The organism is Tessaracoccus sp. OS52 (genome assembly GCF_020687685.1).
Taxonomy (GTDB): Bacteria; Actinomycetota; Actinomycetes; order Propionibacteriales; family Propionibacteriaceae; genus Arachnia.
The window spans coordinates 951,500-964,786 of sequence record NZ_JAJEWM010000001.1 but is presented as its reverse complement, the minus strand read 5'-3'; the positions used below and the strand labels follow the sequence as shown (position 1 = coordinate 964,786).

General features: G+C 67.9%; 11 protein-coding genes. 5 read left to right on the top strand and 6 right to left on the bottom strand.

The genetic code is table 11. The features are described 5' to 3' along the window. Nucleotides 1-29: 29 nt before the first annotated feature. From LKO27_RS04465 to LKO27_RS04455, 3 genes are read left to right on the top strand one after another with little or no spacing between them, the layout of a single operon-like run. Nucleotides 30-1,328 (top strand): ABC transporter substrate-binding protein, encoded by a 1,299-nt coding sequence (locus LKO27_RS04465; protein ID WP_227735670.1) that lies wholly within the window; start codon nucleotides 30-32, stop codon nucleotides 1,326-1,328. After that, on the top strand, nucleotides 1,328-2,290 hold the full coding sequence (locus LKO27_RS04460; protein ID WP_227735669.1) for a carbohydrate ABC transporter permease: 963 nt from the start codon (nucleotides 1,328-1,330) through the stop codon (nucleotides 2,288-2,290). Before LKO27_RS04465 ends, LKO27_RS04460 begins: the two co-directional genes overlap by 1 nt. Beyond that, nucleotides 2,287-3,111, top strand: a complete 825-nt coding sequence (locus LKO27_RS04455) for a carbohydrate ABC transporter permease (protein WP_227735668.1) — start codon at nucleotides 2,287-2,289, stop codon at nucleotides 3,109-3,111. Before LKO27_RS04460 ends, LKO27_RS04455 begins: the two co-directional genes overlap by 4 nt. A 5-nt stretch (nucleotides 3,112-3,116) precedes the next feature. Here the strand turns inward: LKO27_RS04455 and LKO27_RS04450 are convergent, their stop codons facing one another. The 3 genes from LKO27_RS04450 to lepA form a co-directional block, all read right to left on the bottom strand. Next, nucleotides 3,117-3,563 (bottom strand): CBS domain-containing protein, encoded by a 447-nt coding sequence (locus tag LKO27_RS04450; protein WP_227735667.1) that lies wholly within the window; start codon nucleotides 3,561-3,563, stop codon nucleotides 3,117-3,119. Between the two features lie 39 nt (nucleotides 3,564-3,602). Continuing rightward, nucleotides 3,603-5,357: a DEAD/DEAH box helicase gene (locus LKO27_RS04445; RefSeq protein ID WP_227735666.1), complete on the bottom strand. Its 1,755-nt coding sequence runs from the start codon at nucleotides 5,355-5,357 to the stop codon at nucleotides 3,603-3,605. A gap of 110 nt (nucleotides 5,358-5,467) precedes the next feature. After that, complete coding sequence (gene lepA, locus LKO27_RS04440; protein WP_227735665.1) at nucleotides 5,468-7,297, bottom strand: translation elongation factor 4; 1,830 nt, start codon at nucleotides 7,295-7,297, stop codon at nucleotides 5,468-5,470. 285 nt (nucleotides 7,298-7,582) lie between these two features. On the opposite strand from lepA, the gene rpsT reads away from it, so the two are divergent. Continuing rightward, nucleotides 7,583-7,846 carry a 30S ribosomal protein S20 gene (gene rpsT, locus LKO27_RS04435; RefSeq protein WP_227735664.1) on the top strand — a complete coding sequence of 88 codons (264 nt, stop codon included), beginning with the start codon at nucleotides 7,583-7,585 and terminating at the stop codon, nucleotides 7,844-7,846. 82 nt (nucleotides 7,847-7,928) lie between these two features. Here the strand turns inward: rpsT and holA are convergent, their stop codons facing one another. Then, nucleotides 7,929-8,900 carry a DNA polymerase III subunit delta gene (gene holA, locus LKO27_RS04430; RefSeq protein ID WP_227735663.1) on the bottom strand — a complete coding sequence of 324 codons (972 nt, stop codon included), beginning with the start codon at nucleotides 8,898-8,900 and terminating at the stop codon, nucleotides 7,929-7,931. 87 nt (nucleotides 8,901-8,987) lie between these two features. Between holA and LKO27_RS04425 the strand changes: the two genes are divergently transcribed. Beyond that, complete coding sequence (locus LKO27_RS04425; protein ID WP_227735662.1) at nucleotides 8,988-9,995, top strand: Gfo/Idh/MocA family protein; 1,008 nt, start codon at nucleotides 8,988-8,990, stop codon at nucleotides 9,993-9,995. An 85-nt stretch (nucleotides 9,996-10,080) separates the two neighbouring features. Here the strand turns inward: LKO27_RS04425 and LKO27_RS04420 are convergent, their stop codons facing one another. Together LKO27_RS04420 and LKO27_RS04415 are read right to left on the bottom strand one after the other, a co-directional pair. After that, nucleotides 10,081-12,414 carry a ComEC/Rec2 family competence protein gene (locus tag LKO27_RS04420; protein WP_227735661.1) on the bottom strand — a complete coding sequence of 778 codons (2,334 nt, stop codon included), beginning with the start codon at nucleotides 12,412-12,414 and terminating at the stop codon, nucleotides 10,081-10,083. After that, complete coding sequence (locus tag LKO27_RS04415) at nucleotides 12,411-13,262, bottom strand: helix-hairpin-helix domain-containing protein (protein ID WP_227735660.1); 852 nt, start codon at nucleotides 13,260-13,262, stop codon at nucleotides 12,411-12,413. The genes LKO27_RS04420 and LKO27_RS04415 overlap by 4 nt, the downstream gene beginning before the upstream one ends. Nucleotides 13,263-13,287 lie beyond the last annotated feature (25 nt).

The window sequence follows — 13,287 nt, the reverse complement described above, 5'->3', positions numbered from 1 at the left end:
ATCACCCCTCAGGTGGGAAGCTGGGCGCCATGAAGCTGAATCGACGCACCCTACTGACCTTCGGCGGCGGACTGGCGGCCACCGCCACACTGGCCGCCTGCGGGAACAACAACCCGCTGGCATCCCAGACCCCGACCTCCGGGGAGACCAGCGCGGACGCCACCGGCACCCCTGCCGATGTCACGCTCCAGCAGTGGTACCACGAGTACGGCGAGGCCGGCGTGAAGGAAGCCGTGGAGGGTTACGCGGCCGACTACTCAGGAGCCACCGTCGAGGTGAAGTGGACCCCCGGTGACTACGCCAGCATCCTCGCTGCGCAGCTCCTCACCGACGACGTTCCCGACGTCTTCGAGGTGGAACAGGGCGGTTCTCTCGACATGATCCGAAGCGGGCAGCTCGCCGACCTCACGGACCTGATCGAGCCCGTGCGCGACCAGTTCAACGCCTCGGTCATGGAGCGCTTCACGTTCGACGGCTTGGTCCACGGCATCCCGCAGACCATCGACATGCAGCTGCTCTACTACCGGCCCTCCCTCCTGGACGCGGCCGGCGTCCAGCCGCCCAAGACCTTCGACGAGCTCGTAGCGGCCATCAACGCCGTCAAGACCGACGACATCGGCGGCCTGTTCGCGGGCAACGACGGCGGCGTCGGAGTGCTGGGCACCCTGTTCATCTGGGCCTCCGGCCACGACCAGCTGAACGAGGAGCGCACCGAGGCAGCCTTCCTCACCGACGACTTCTACAACGCACTGATCGCCTACCGCGACCTCTCCGAGTCCGGTGGTGTGGTCCAGGCGGCTTCGGCGGAATGGTACTCCGGCGACGCCTTCATCAACGGTGAGGCAGCGTTCCAGTGGGGTGGCCTGTGGTCCCTGCCCGACATCCAGGCCGCCCATGGCGACGACGTCGGCGTGCTCCCGTTCCCCGCGATCGGCCCGAACGGGCGCGTCGCCGTGCCGTTCGGCGCCTTCGGGGCCTGCGTGGCCGCCAAGGGCAAGAACGTGGAGGCCGCGAAGGAGTTCGTGAAGTGGCTGTGGATCGACCAGGAGGACAAGCAGGTCGACTTCTCCAACTCCTACGGCACCCACATCCCCGCCAAGGACGCCCTCGTCGCTAAGGCCGACAAGCTCTCCGAGGGTCCGGGGGCCGACGCCGCACGGTTCGTCGCCGAGAGCGGCTTCGCCAACGACATCATGTGGTCTGGCGCCCTGGGTGACGCTTTCGGGGCAGCGGTCAGCAACGTGATCAAGCAGGGGGCCGACCCCGCCGCTGAGTTCGCCGACTTCCAGGCGCTGGCCGTCAGCGAGCTGGAGAAGCTCAAGGGCTGATGCCCGGCACCACCGTCCAGGGCCCGGCCACGTCGCAGCCGAACGTGGCCGGGCCCTGGCGTCGGCTGAAGGGGCGACAGGGCCGCAACCTGTGGTTCGCGGCGTTCGTCGCGCCGTTCTTCCTGGGGTTGGTGATGTTCGTCTACCTGCCCATCGCCTGGAGTGCCTACCTGTCGTTCTTCGAGGCCCGCAACACCGTCACCCCAACCCGCTTCGTCGGCTGGGACAACTACCTGCGCCTGCTCGGCGACGAGTTGTTCACCGACTCGCTGCTGGTCTTCGTCGGTTTCGCGGTGTTCATTGTCCCGCTGACCTACGTCTGCTCACTGGGGCTGGCGCTGCTGCTGAACAACCTGCGTTGGGGTCAGGCCTTCTTCCGCTCGGTGTTCTTCCTGCCCACGGCCGTCTCCTACGTGGTGGCCGCCATCGTGTGGCGGTTCGTGTTCTTCAACGGCGCCCGGTTCGGGTTCCTGAACTCCATCATCCGATCCCTGGGCGGCGACCCGGTCAACTGGCTGGGGGGCACCAACAACCTGTACTGGGTGGCGCTGGTGAGCGTGCGCCTGTGGCTTCAGGTGGGTTTCTACATGATCCTGTTCATCGCCGGCCTGCAGCGGATACCGCACGAGACCTATGAGGCCGCCGCGCTGGACGGCGCCTCCGGCTGGCGGCTGCTGAGGTGGATCACGCTCCCGCAGTTGCGCGCCACGAGCGTCGCAGTCGTCATGCTGTTGCTGATCAACGCCTTCCAGGCCTTCGACGAGTTCTACAACATGCTCGGCTCGATCGGCTCCTACCCACCCTATGGGCGCCCGCCGCTGGTGCACCTCTACATCACAGCGCTGGGCGGGGGCCAGCAGGACCTTGGAGTCGGCGGTGCTGGCACGATGATCCTGACCTCGATCATCGTGGTGTTCGGCCTGGCCCAGAACTGGATCCTGAACCGAGGTGCCAACCGATGAGGACCAGACGCTGGACGACGGGGTTGCGCTACGCGGCGCTCACGCTGCTCGCGCTGCTGTTCTGCCTGCCGTTCTACGTGATCGTTCGCAACGCCCTCTCCACCAACTCCAACATCACCTCCACCCAGTGGAACTGGCTGCCGGACCAGTTGGGCCCCACCAACCTCCAGTCGCTGGTGGCCAACGACACCATCGGGATCTGGCGAGCGATGTTCAACTCCGCGGTGATGGCCTCGCTGCAGACGGTCGGCACCGTCGTCGTGTCCCTGCTGGCCGGTTACGCCCTGGCCCGCTACACCCACCGGTTCTCACGAGCACTGTTGACGGTGACCCTGTTCACACTCATGGTTCCCGCGGCCACGACGTTCGTCCCGAGCTTCATCATCACCGCCCAGCTCGGCTGGATCGACACCTTCCGGGGCCTGGTCATTCCGGGCATGTTCTCGGCCTTCGCCACCTACCTGTTCCGACAGTTCTTCCTCGACTTCCCCACCGAGCTCGAGGACGCCTCACTGATCGACGGCTGCAACCCGTGGTCGAGCTTCTGGCGCGTCGTCGTACCGAACTCCAAGGGGATCATCGCCGCCGTCGGCACCATCGTCCTGATCGGCTCCTGGAACGCGTTCCTGTGGCCCAGCCTCGTGGGCCGCGACGCCACCCGCACCGTGCAGGTGGCCCTCAGCCAGTTCATGACCAGCCAGGGCGTGCGCTACCCGGAACTGTTCATGGGCTCACTGGTGGCGATCATCCCCATGGTCTTCGTGTTCCTGTTCCTGCAGCGCTACCTGGTGCAGGGCCTCACCACCTCGGGCCTCCGCTAGCCTCCTCAGACGGTGGAGCGATCGCCCTGCACGTAGTGGAACAGCTGACTCGTCTCGTCCTCGAGTTCGTCGAGTCGGTGCTTGACCACGTCACCGATCGACACGATTGCGACCAGGCGGTCGTCCTCGATGACGGGCAGGTGGCGAACCCGGTGCTCGGTCATCTGGATCGCGAGCGTCTTGAGGTCGTCGTCGAGCCCGCAGGTCTGCACGTCGCCTGTCATGATGGCGCTGACCGGCTCCTCCAGCACCTTCATCCCACGTTCGTGGATGGCGATGACGACGTCGCGTTCGCTGACGATGCCTGCAACGGTCTGGCCCTGGTCGTTGCTGACCACGACGGCACCGATCCGGTTGTCGTAAAGGGACTTGAGGAGATCCGCCACCGTGGCATCCGGGGCGATCGTGACTACATGGCTGCCCTTGCGATGAATTACCTCTGAGATCCTCATGCCCAAGCGTAACCCCGTTGACACCTGTTGGAGCCTGAATCAGGCCCCCCGCAACCAGCGACGCACGGCGGTGATCCGCTCGTCCACCTGCTCCTGGGTGGCCTCGGCCACCTTCGGACCGCCGCACTCCCGCCGCAGGTTGGCGTGGACGTGGCTGTGCGGAATCCCCTCGGAGCGGGCGAACTGCGCCACCAGGGAGTTCAGTTCCTTGCGCTTGCCGGCCAGAGCCCGGTGGAGGGCCACGGACGGCTCCGCCCGGTCCTTCCGGTCCTGCCGTTCGCGACGGCGCAACTGTCGGCTCTGGCGCTCCGAGAGCAGGGAATGGACCTGGTCCGGCTCCAGCAGTCCCGGGAGCCCCAGGTAGTCCTGTTCGTCCTCGGAGAGGGGTTCGGCGTGCATGCCGAAGGCCTGGGAGTCGAACAGGACGTGGTCGAAGGTGGCCTGGGACTCCAGCGCCTCGAACTCCCCCAGGAGGTCATCGCCGGCGCTGGCGCTGCTGTTGGCCTCGGCCATCAGCGCCTCGGATTCGCTCCAGAGGCCGTCGTCCCCGCGGGGGCGGCCCAGGACGTGGTCACGCTGGCGTTCCAGACTGGCCGCGTGGCTGAGGAGGATCGGCACCGTCGGCAGGAACACGGTGGCCACCTCGCCTCGGCGTCTGGAGCGGACGAACCGGCCGACCGCCTGGGCGAAGAACAGCGGCGTGGAGGTGGCGGTGGCGTAGACGCCCACGGCCAGTCGCGGGACGTCGACCCCCTCTGACACCATCCTGACCGCCACCATCCAGCGATCCTCCGACTGCGAGAACTCATCGATCCGGGAGCTCGCGTTCGCGTCGTCGGACAGCACGACGCAGGGTTTCTCACCCGTGATGGATTGCAGGATCCTGGCGTAGGCGCGGGCCTGGGTCTGGTTGGTTGCGATCACGAGCGCCCCGGCGTCGTGGACGTGGCGGCGGGCCTCGGTGAGCCGGGTGTTCGCGGCCCCGAGCACCGCGGGGATCCACTCCCCCGTCGGCGCCAGCGCGGTACGCCAGGCCTGTGCGGTCAGGTCCTTGGTCAGCGGGGTGCCGAGGTCGACGGCGAGTTCGTCGCCCGCCTTGGTTCGCCACCGCATGGGCCCGCCGTAGTTCATGAACAACACCGGCCGCACCACGTGGTCCGCCAGCGCTTCGGCGTAGCCGTAGGTGTAGTCGGCGCGGGAGGTCTTCACCCCGCCTGCACCCTCCTCGTAGGTGACGAAGGGGATGGGGTGGTCGTCGGAGCGGAACGGCGTTCCCGTGAGGGACAGCCGCCTCGCGGCCGCGGCGAACGACTCCGCGATGGCATCTCCCCAGGAACGCGAGTCGCCGGCGTGGTGGACCTCGTCGAAGATGACCAGCACGTCGGTGCCATGACAGATCGCCTCGTAGGCGTACGCGCGCAGGGCGACACCGGCGTAGGTGACGACGGAGCCGTCGTACTCCCTGGAGCGTCCCCGTCTGGTGCCGCCGGTGCCCGGGTCGAGCTGGATGCCCACGCGCGCCGCGGCGTCGGCCCACTGCACCTTGAGGTGTTCCGTGGGGGTGACGACGATGATCCGCTTGACCTTGCGGGTGCTGAGCAGGTGGTGCGCGACGCGCAGCGCGAACGTGGTCTTGCCCGCACCAGGGGTGGCGACGCAGAGGAAGTCCCGCGGCTCGCTCTCGCAGTACTGGGAGAAGGCTTCCTGCTGCCACGCGCGCAGGCTGGAAGCGGTTCCCCAAGCGGCCCGCCCTGGATAGGCGGGTGGCAGGGACTCGAACGGAGAAGCGCGCATACGGCTCGTGACTCTACTGGCTGGCTGGAGCGGCGGGTCAACCCCGACACGCGCCCCGGCTTCCAGGGCGGCCTGCATTTCGAGAGTGCCGCCCGGGACCCACCTGCGAGCTACTTCTTCGTGGGCTCCGAGGTGGACAACGCGGCCACGAAAGCCTCCTGGGGGACCTCAACGCGACCCACCATCTTCATGCGCTTCTTGCCCTCCTTCTGCTTCTCGAGCAGCTTGCGCTTTCGGGAGATGTCGCCGCCGTAGCACTTGGCCAGCACGTCCTTGCGGATCGCGCGGATGGTCTCGCGTGCGATCACGCGGGACCCGATGGCCGCCTGGATCGGCACCTCGAACTGCTGCCGCGGGATGAGTTCCTTGAGCTTGGCGGCCATCTCAAGACCGTAGGCGTAGGCCTTGTCCTTGTGGACGATGGCCGAGAACGCGTCGACGGGCTCGCCCTGCAGCAGGATGTCGACCTTCACCAGGTCAGAGGACTCCACACCGTCAGGCTCGTAGTCCAGCGAGGCGTAGCCCTTGGTGCGGGACTTGAGCGCGTCGAAGAAGTCGAAGACGATCTCGGCCAGTGGCAGCGTGTAGCGGATCTCCACCCGGTCCTCGCTCAGGTAGTCCAGTCCGCGCTGGATGCCACGCCGGTTCTGGCAGAGTTCGAGGATGGTGCCGATGTACTCCGCAGGCGCAAGGATGGTCGCCCGCACCACCGGCTCCCTGACCTCGGCGATCTTGCCCTCCGGGTACTCCGACGGGTTGGTGACCACGTGCTCCTTCCCGTCCTCCATCAAGACGGTGTAGACCACGTTGGGCGCGGTGGAGATGAGGTCCAGGTTGAACTCGCGCTCCAGGCGCTCCCGCACGATCTCCATGTGCAGCAGGCCCAGGAAGCCGATCCGGAAACCGAAGCCGAGGGCCCCGGAGTTCTCCGGCTCGTAGGTCAGCGCCGCGTCGTTCAACTGCAGCTTCTCCAGGGCCTCGCGGAGCTCGCCGAAGTCGTCGCCGTCGATGGGGAACAGGCCGGCGTAGACCATGGGGTTGGGGTGACGGTAGCCGCCGAGGTCGCTCTCTGCGGGCTTGTTCAACGTGGTGACGGTGTCACCGACGCGGGACTGGCGCACGTCCTTCACCCCGGTGATCAGGTAACCCACCTCACCCACACCGATGGCGTCGGACTTGATCGGTTCCGGGGAGATGACACCCACCTCGAGCAGTTCGTGCTGGCCCTTGGTGGACATCATCAGGATGCGCTCGCGGTGGCTCAGCTCACCGTCGACGACGCGGACGTAGGTGACGACGCCGCGGTAGGTGTCGTAGACCGAGTCGAAGATGAGCGCCCGCGCCGGGGCGTCGGGATCGCCCACTGGCGGGGGGATCTGGCTGACGATCTGGTCCAGCAGGCCAGAGACTCCCTCGCCGGTCTTCGCGGACACCCGCAGGACGTCGGAGGGGTCGCAGCCGATGATGCCCGCGAGTTCCTCGGCGAACTTCTCCGGCTGCGCGCCGGGCAGGTCGATCTTGTTGAGGACCGGGACGATGTGGAGGTCGGCTTCCAGCGCGAGGTAGAGGTTGGCCAGCGTCTGGGCCTCGATGCCCTGGGCGGCGTCCACCAGCAGCAGCGCACCCTCACACGCCTGGAGCGAGCGGGAGACCTCGTAGGTGAAGTCCACGTGACCGGGGGTGTCGATCATGTTGAGGACGTAGACCTTGCCGTCCACCGTCCAGGGCATCCGCACGGCCTGGGACTTGATGGTGATGCCGCGCTCGCGCTCGATGTCCATCCGGTCCAGGTACTGGGCGCGCATGCTGCGGTTGTCCACCACCCCCGTCAGCTGGAGCATCCGGTCCGCGAGCGTCGACTTGCCGTGGTCGATGTGGGCGATGATGCTGAAGTTGCGGATGATCTCCGGCGGGGTGCTGCCGGGGTTCGGTGCGCGCATTCAATTCCTCGTCGGTCTCAGGGGAACTCACATTCTCGCACGGAACCGCCGAGCGGCGAAACGCCACGGCTCCTGCGCCGGAGCCTGCGCGGGTCGCCTTCCGAACGCCCCCTGGCTGGTCACTGCAGCGTGGAACACTCGGGTGAGAGCTGCATTGGAATGCTCCGAGGGAGTTTCTCATCCTCCTGATTTGGCCCATGCCGCAGACCGTAGGTAGTATGGGTCGTCGCGCCGAGTGCGCACACAAAATCCGAGTAGCTAGAACAATCAAGCGAGGCTTGCCAAGTGGCGAACATCAAGTCCCAGAAGAAGCGCAACAAGACCAACGAGAAGTCGCGCCTGCGCAACAAGGCTGTGAAGTCGCAGCTGCGTACCCACACGCGCGCGTTCCGCGAGGCCGTGGCCGCCGGCGACAACGAGAAGGCCGTGGAGCTTTCGAAGGCCGCCACGCGCGCCCTGGACAAGGCCGTGAGCAAGGGTGTCATCCACAAGAACCAGGCTGCCAACCGCAAGTCGGCCATCTCGGCCACTGCCGCCGCGCTCGCCTGAGAACCCAATACCGCGCTGAACTGAGCCAGCGCCCCGGCCCACTCGGTGGTCGGGGCGCTGTTTCACGTCCCCGGGATCCTGCCTATCCAGCAGCGTTGCGACGCTGCGCGAGGACCCCGAGGACCATCCGCTCGAGTGCGTACTCGGCACTCGTGGCGGCTCCCTTGACGTCAGCGTCGGCGGCTGCCACGAGTTTTATCGCGGTGGCGACTCCCCCGGACTGCCAGTGGCGCGAGTTGCGTGAGTAGTCCTTCAGCTTCCAGGGCGGCACGCCCAGCTGGCGCGCCAGATCGTACTCGCCCAGGCGCTGCCCCTGAGCGTCCAGGTACTTGCCCATGCCCCTGAACGCCGCAGCCATGGCACTGGTGACCAGGACCGGGGCGGCCCCGGTGGTCAGCGCCCAGCGCAGCCGCTCCATGGCCAGAGCAGAGTTACCGGCCAGGACGGCGTCGGCCACGGCGAACGACGTCACATCCGCCCGCCCGGCGAAGTAGCGACTGATCAGTTTCGCGTCGATCTCCTCGCCGCCGGCGTCGTCGGCAAGTTGGGAGATGGCCGACACCAGCGCCCGTAGATCAGTGCCAATGGCCGATATCAGGGCGTTGGCCGCATCGGTGGTCAGGCTGACCCGATGGTGCCTGGCCTCGGCCTGGCAGAACTTCGGCAGTTCCCAGGCCTTGACGGGTGCCACCGACTCAACGGGCACCTTCGCCTTCTTCAGCTTGTCCAGCAGCCCCTTGCCCTTGTTGCCACCCTGGTGGACCAGGATGAGACACAGGTCCGGGCCAGGATTCACTGCGGTGGCGACGAGCTGGTCCACCACCTCGGGTGGAGTGGCGCCGACGTCGTCGATGATGGCCACGATGTGGCTGGAGAACAGCGAGCCCCCCACCACCTCCGCAAGCATGGAACCCTGCAGTTCGGAGGCGTCCAGACGGTTGACCTCCGCGTCGGGTTGTTCCACCATGGCCGCCTTCCGTCGAGCGTCCACGATGCGCGCGGCCAGCAGTTGCTCCGTGCCGCTGACAAGCAGCGAGGTTCCGAAGGCGGTCATGCCGACAAGCATGCCAGCTACCGCCGACAAGCACCCAAGCGCCAGGGCCTAGACTGACCGGGCAGGACAACTTACGAGAGGACATCGATGTCGCACACCGAACCGCTGAGGATTGGGATTCTTGGAGCTGCGGGGATCACCCCGCTCGCACTGATCGAACCGGCAAGCGCCAATCGGGACGTGCGGCTGGTCGCGGTGGCGGCCCGTAACCGCTCCCGCGCCGAGGAGTTCGCGCTTGAGCATGGCATCGAACGCGTCGTCGAGTCCTACGAGGCCCTGATCAACGACCCGGAGATCGAAGCCGTCTACATCCCTCTGCCCAACTCCCACCATGCCCACTGGACCATCAAGGCCCTGGATGCGGGACGCCACGTGCTCGTGGAGAAGCCTTTCGCGTCCAACCTCGCCGAGGCCGAAGGTGTGGCCGACGTCGCCAGCCGCTCCAATTTCGTCCTGATGGAGGCGTTCCACTACCGCTACCACGCGCTGGTGGCCAAGCTCGAGGAACTGCTCGCCGACGGTGTGATCGGAGAAGTCACGGCCGCCGACGCCACGTTCAACATCTCACTGGCCGACCGCACCGACATCCGCTACAGCTACGATCTGTCCGGCGGCGCGACGATGGACCTGGGGTGCTACGCCATCCACCTGCTGCGCACCCTGTTCGGGGAGCCCGAGGTACTCTCGGCCGAGGCCCGCACCACTGACCATCCCAAGGTGGACGAGGCGTTGAGCGCGAAGTTGGAGTTCCCGGGCGGCATCAGTTCCACGATCTCCAGCTCCTTGCTCGAGGACCAGGAGATCCAGCACGCGCGGATCACGGGTACCCGAGGCAGCATCGAGGTGGACGGGTTCGTGAAGCCCCAGGAGGGCAACGAGATCCGCGTGAGCGCCGACGGCGAGACCACCGTGCACCGGGTTCCGGCCGAGCCGACCAGCTACGCGGCGCAGCTCGCGGTCTTCGTGAGCGCCGTCCGCGACGGCGCCCCCGTCCTCACCGGCCCGGACGACTCGCTGGCCACCATGAAGGTGATCGACGACATGTATGTGGCAGCAGGGCTCGGACCCCGGCCGACCGTCACCGTGGAGGACTGAGGTCCCCGGCCCCCTCCCCCCTTGGCAGTCTCAGGTGGACCGCGGCATGGCGGTCCGCGGATTGACCTGACTGGTCAGTCTGGCGTCAATCGCTCTGGGCTCCAGCCCGCCGCACCTCCAGAACACCATCTGTGAGTGAGACCGCAACGGAACCATCCACGTCCGTCCGCGCCACGGCCATCCCATGCCGTGATGCCAGCCGGAGTGCGGCATCGGCGGGATGGCCGTAGTCGTTGTCCCGCCCTGCGGAGGCGACCGCGAGGGCAGCCTCGCTGGCCGCGAAGAACTCCTCCTCCTGCCGCGATGAACCGTGGTGTGGAAACTTGAGGACGTGCGCTGACAGGTCGAGGCCGTGATCCGCGGCCGCCGCCAAGGCACGACGTTGGCCCTCCGGCTCCGCGTCGCCCGGGAGCAGGACCCTCAGACCATCCACGTCCGCGACACCGACCACGGATGAGTCGTTCTCGCCGCTGCTCTCCCCACCGTCGCTTGATTCGATGATCCGCGGCTGGTGGCTGGACACCGTGGTCCAGTTGACCTCACCCAGGCTCAGCACCTGACCGGGCACGGCGGTCAAGAGCCGCGCGCCCACAGAGTCAGCGGCGGCCGATACGGCGGCCGCTGCATGGGGCGGCGACGCCAGCGGACTTACCACTACGATCCTCGGCCGGTACCTGGTGATGACGGCGACTGCACCACCGACATGGTCGGCGTGGTAGTGGGTCAGCACCAGGAGGGGCACGGAACTGATCCCGACGGAAGCCAAGCAGGACTCCACGGGCGCGGGGTCGGCGCCCGTGTCCACCACCACCGCAACGCCTTCGGCCGCCCTGAGCAGAGTGGCATCGCCCTGCCCTACGTCGCAGAAGACCGCCCGCCAGTCGCCCGGCCACCCCAACGGGACTGGCCGCACAGTTGCCGCGAGCAAGAGGGTGGCCAGCAGCGCGATGACCGCGGGTGGCGACCTGAGGAGGTGGCCGGCCAGTTGCGACAGCACCAGGCACGCGACGATGCAGAGCGCCACACCGAGCGCGTCCGCCGGCCAGCTCCAGGACGCCGCGGGCAGTGCGGAGCCGAACCCTGCGATCCACAGGATCGGCTGGACGCACCAGCCCGCCGCCCACGCCAGGGCTGTCACCGCCGGGGGGAACCAGACGAGGCAAGTTGCTGCGAGGCCCAGTACCGTGGCGGGCCCCACGAACGGCCCGGCCAGCATGTTTGCCAGCAGCCCGACGACCGACACCTGCCCACTCAGGGCGGTGATGATCGGCTGGGTGGCAAGTTGCGCGGCCAGCGGGATGGCGAGCGCCTCGGCCAGGGGGCGGGGCAACCAGACCATCGCACGGGTCCAGCCCGGGGAGAGGAGCGCGATCCCGGAGCAGGCGGCGACCGACAGCGCGAAGCCCCAGGAGCGCGACAGCCACGGGTCGATCATCATCAGGCACAAGACGGCGAGGCACAAGTGGCGCACCGATCGCTTCCCGCGTCCGACCCCCATCGCGGACAGCGTTACCAGCCCCATGGCGGCGGCCCGGACCACGGATGGCTCACTGCGGCACACCACTACGAACAACCCGACACACACCACGGCCAGGATGCGCACGGACCAACCGCGGATACCGACGAGGCGGGCGAAGCCCAGGACCACCGTCAGCATCAGCGTCAGGTTCGCGCCGGAGACCGCCAGCAGGTGGCTGAGGGACGTGGCCCGGAACTGGTCGGAGAGATCCTCGGTGATGCCGGCGGTGTCACCCACCACCAGCGACGGCACCAGCGCGGCCTGGGTGGGTGGCGACAGCGCGGTCGCGTCCCTGAGGCCCGCGCGCAGCGCATTCACCATTGCGTCCAATGGTCCCGGTGGCGCAAGTTCACCGGAGACCCGCCGGGCCCTGATCACGAGTGCCTCCGGAGCCGTCGGGTCCGCTGGGCCCAAGGACCCGCGCAGCTCCACCACAGACCCGGGCGGGGTCGCGACGAGGCGCTCACCAGCCTCTCCCGAGGCGAACACCAGCACCTGCTGCGCCGTCTGCACCGCCGAGGTCCGGACCTCGAGCCTCAACAACTGAGCGGTGGCCACCACCAAGGACGGCCGCGGCCCCTGAGCCACCTCCCTGGGGTCCCCGAGCAGCCGCACCGAAGCGATCCCGGCCGTGTGTTCGGCAGCAAGCATGGCAGGGGATCCGGTGTGGAGTTGGAGCTCACGGACCCCCGACATGAGGCTCGTGGCCCCTAGAACCACGGCCGCCATCAGGACCCAGGTTCTCCTCGAACGCACCGCCCAGACCACGACGAGCGCCAAGGAGGCGTAGGCGGCGAAGAGGATGGGACCCTCGGGACGTAGCCCGGCGGTTCCCAGCCACGCCCCGCACCAGCCCGCGACAGCCAGGGGCAGCAGCCGCCAGTCATGGCCGGGCCTCACACGGTGACCAGTGGCTCGAGGGCGGCGAACGTCTTGGGACCGACCCCGGAGACCTCCTCCAGGTCTGCCACCGACGCGAACCCTCCGTTTCCCTCGCGCCAGGCGATGATCTCCCCGGCCAGGACCGGACCAACCCCGGGCAACTCCTCGAGTTGTCCCTGGCTGGCGGTGTTCAGGTTCACGAGCGCCCCCTCGCTGCCGGGAGTCCCTGCTGCACCCGTTGGTCCCGAGGTGCCGGGCTGGTCCCGGACGTCGCCCATGGGCTCCGAGGTGGTTCCGACGATCACCTGCTGGCCGTCGGCCAGGCGGGCAGCCAGGTTCAGTTCAGCGGGATCAGCTTCCGGCAGCAGTCCGCCTGCTGCGTCGAGGGCGTCGGCGACGATGCTCCCGTCGGGAACGGTGACCACCCCGGGCTCGGCGACGGCGCCGAGCACGTGGATGCGCAGCTGCACCGGAGACGACACGCTGGGCGACGGAGCGGTCGGGACAACCGTCTGCACCACGGGCGTGGGCTCCAGCGCGATCTGCGACGCGGAACTGCGCCCGAGAACAGCCATGGTGATGCCAAGTCCCGCGAGGAGCAGCAGCAGGATCGCCACCACGTAGCGGCGCCGCAGGGTCCCGTCCGGAATCCACGGGAGTGCCGACGCTCGGGGCTCTGGCTCCGCAAGCCGCCCTGGTGCCGTAGCCGGAGGCTGGGGTTCCTCAACCACACCGCCGGCGCTCGAGGTCACAGCCTGGGAGGCGGCGGCCAAGGCCCTCCTGGGCGCGGACAGCGCCGGCTGGCCGGCGCTGATGTAGGCGAGGCGGGCACGGGCGAGTTCATCTGTCCCAGAGGAATCGGGCATACCCACACTCTGGTTGTGCGGGAGC

Bases quoted from the DNA above. Each gene is read 5' to 3' on its own strand.
- LKO27_RS04465 (WP_227735670.1), top strand. From the start codon at position 30: ATGAAGCTGAATCGACGCACCCTACTGACCTTCGGCGGCGGACTGGCG.
- LKO27_RS04460 (WP_227735669.1), top strand. From the start codon at position 1,328: ATGCCCGGCACCACCGTCCAGGGCCCGGCCACGTCGCAGCCGAACGTG.
- LKO27_RS04455 (WP_227735668.1), top strand. From the start codon at position 2,287: ATGAGGACCAGACGCTGGACGACGGGGTTGCGCTACGCGGCGCTCACG.
- LKO27_RS04450 (WP_227735667.1), bottom strand. From the start codon at position 3,563: ATGAGGATCTCAGAGGTAATTCATCGCAAGGGCAGCCATGTAGTCACG.
- LKO27_RS04445 (WP_227735666.1), bottom strand. From the start codon at position 5,357: ATGCGCGCTTCTCCGTTCGAGTCCCTGCCACCCGCCTATCCAGGGCGG.
- lepA (WP_227735665.1), bottom strand. From the start codon at position 7,297: ATGCGCGCACCGAACCCCGGCAGCACCCCGCCGGAGATCATCCGCAAC.
- holA (WP_227735663.1), bottom strand. From the start codon at position 8,900: ATGACCGCCTTCGGAACCTCGCTGCTTGTCAGCGGCACGGAGCAACTG.
- LKO27_RS04425 (WP_227735662.1), top strand. From the start codon at position 8,988: ATGTCGCACACCGAACCGCTGAGGATTGGGATTCTTGGAGCTGCGGGG.
- LKO27_RS04415 (WP_227735660.1), bottom strand. From the start codon at position 13,262: ATGCCCGATTCCTCTGGGACAGATGAACTCGCCCGTGCCCGCCTCGCC.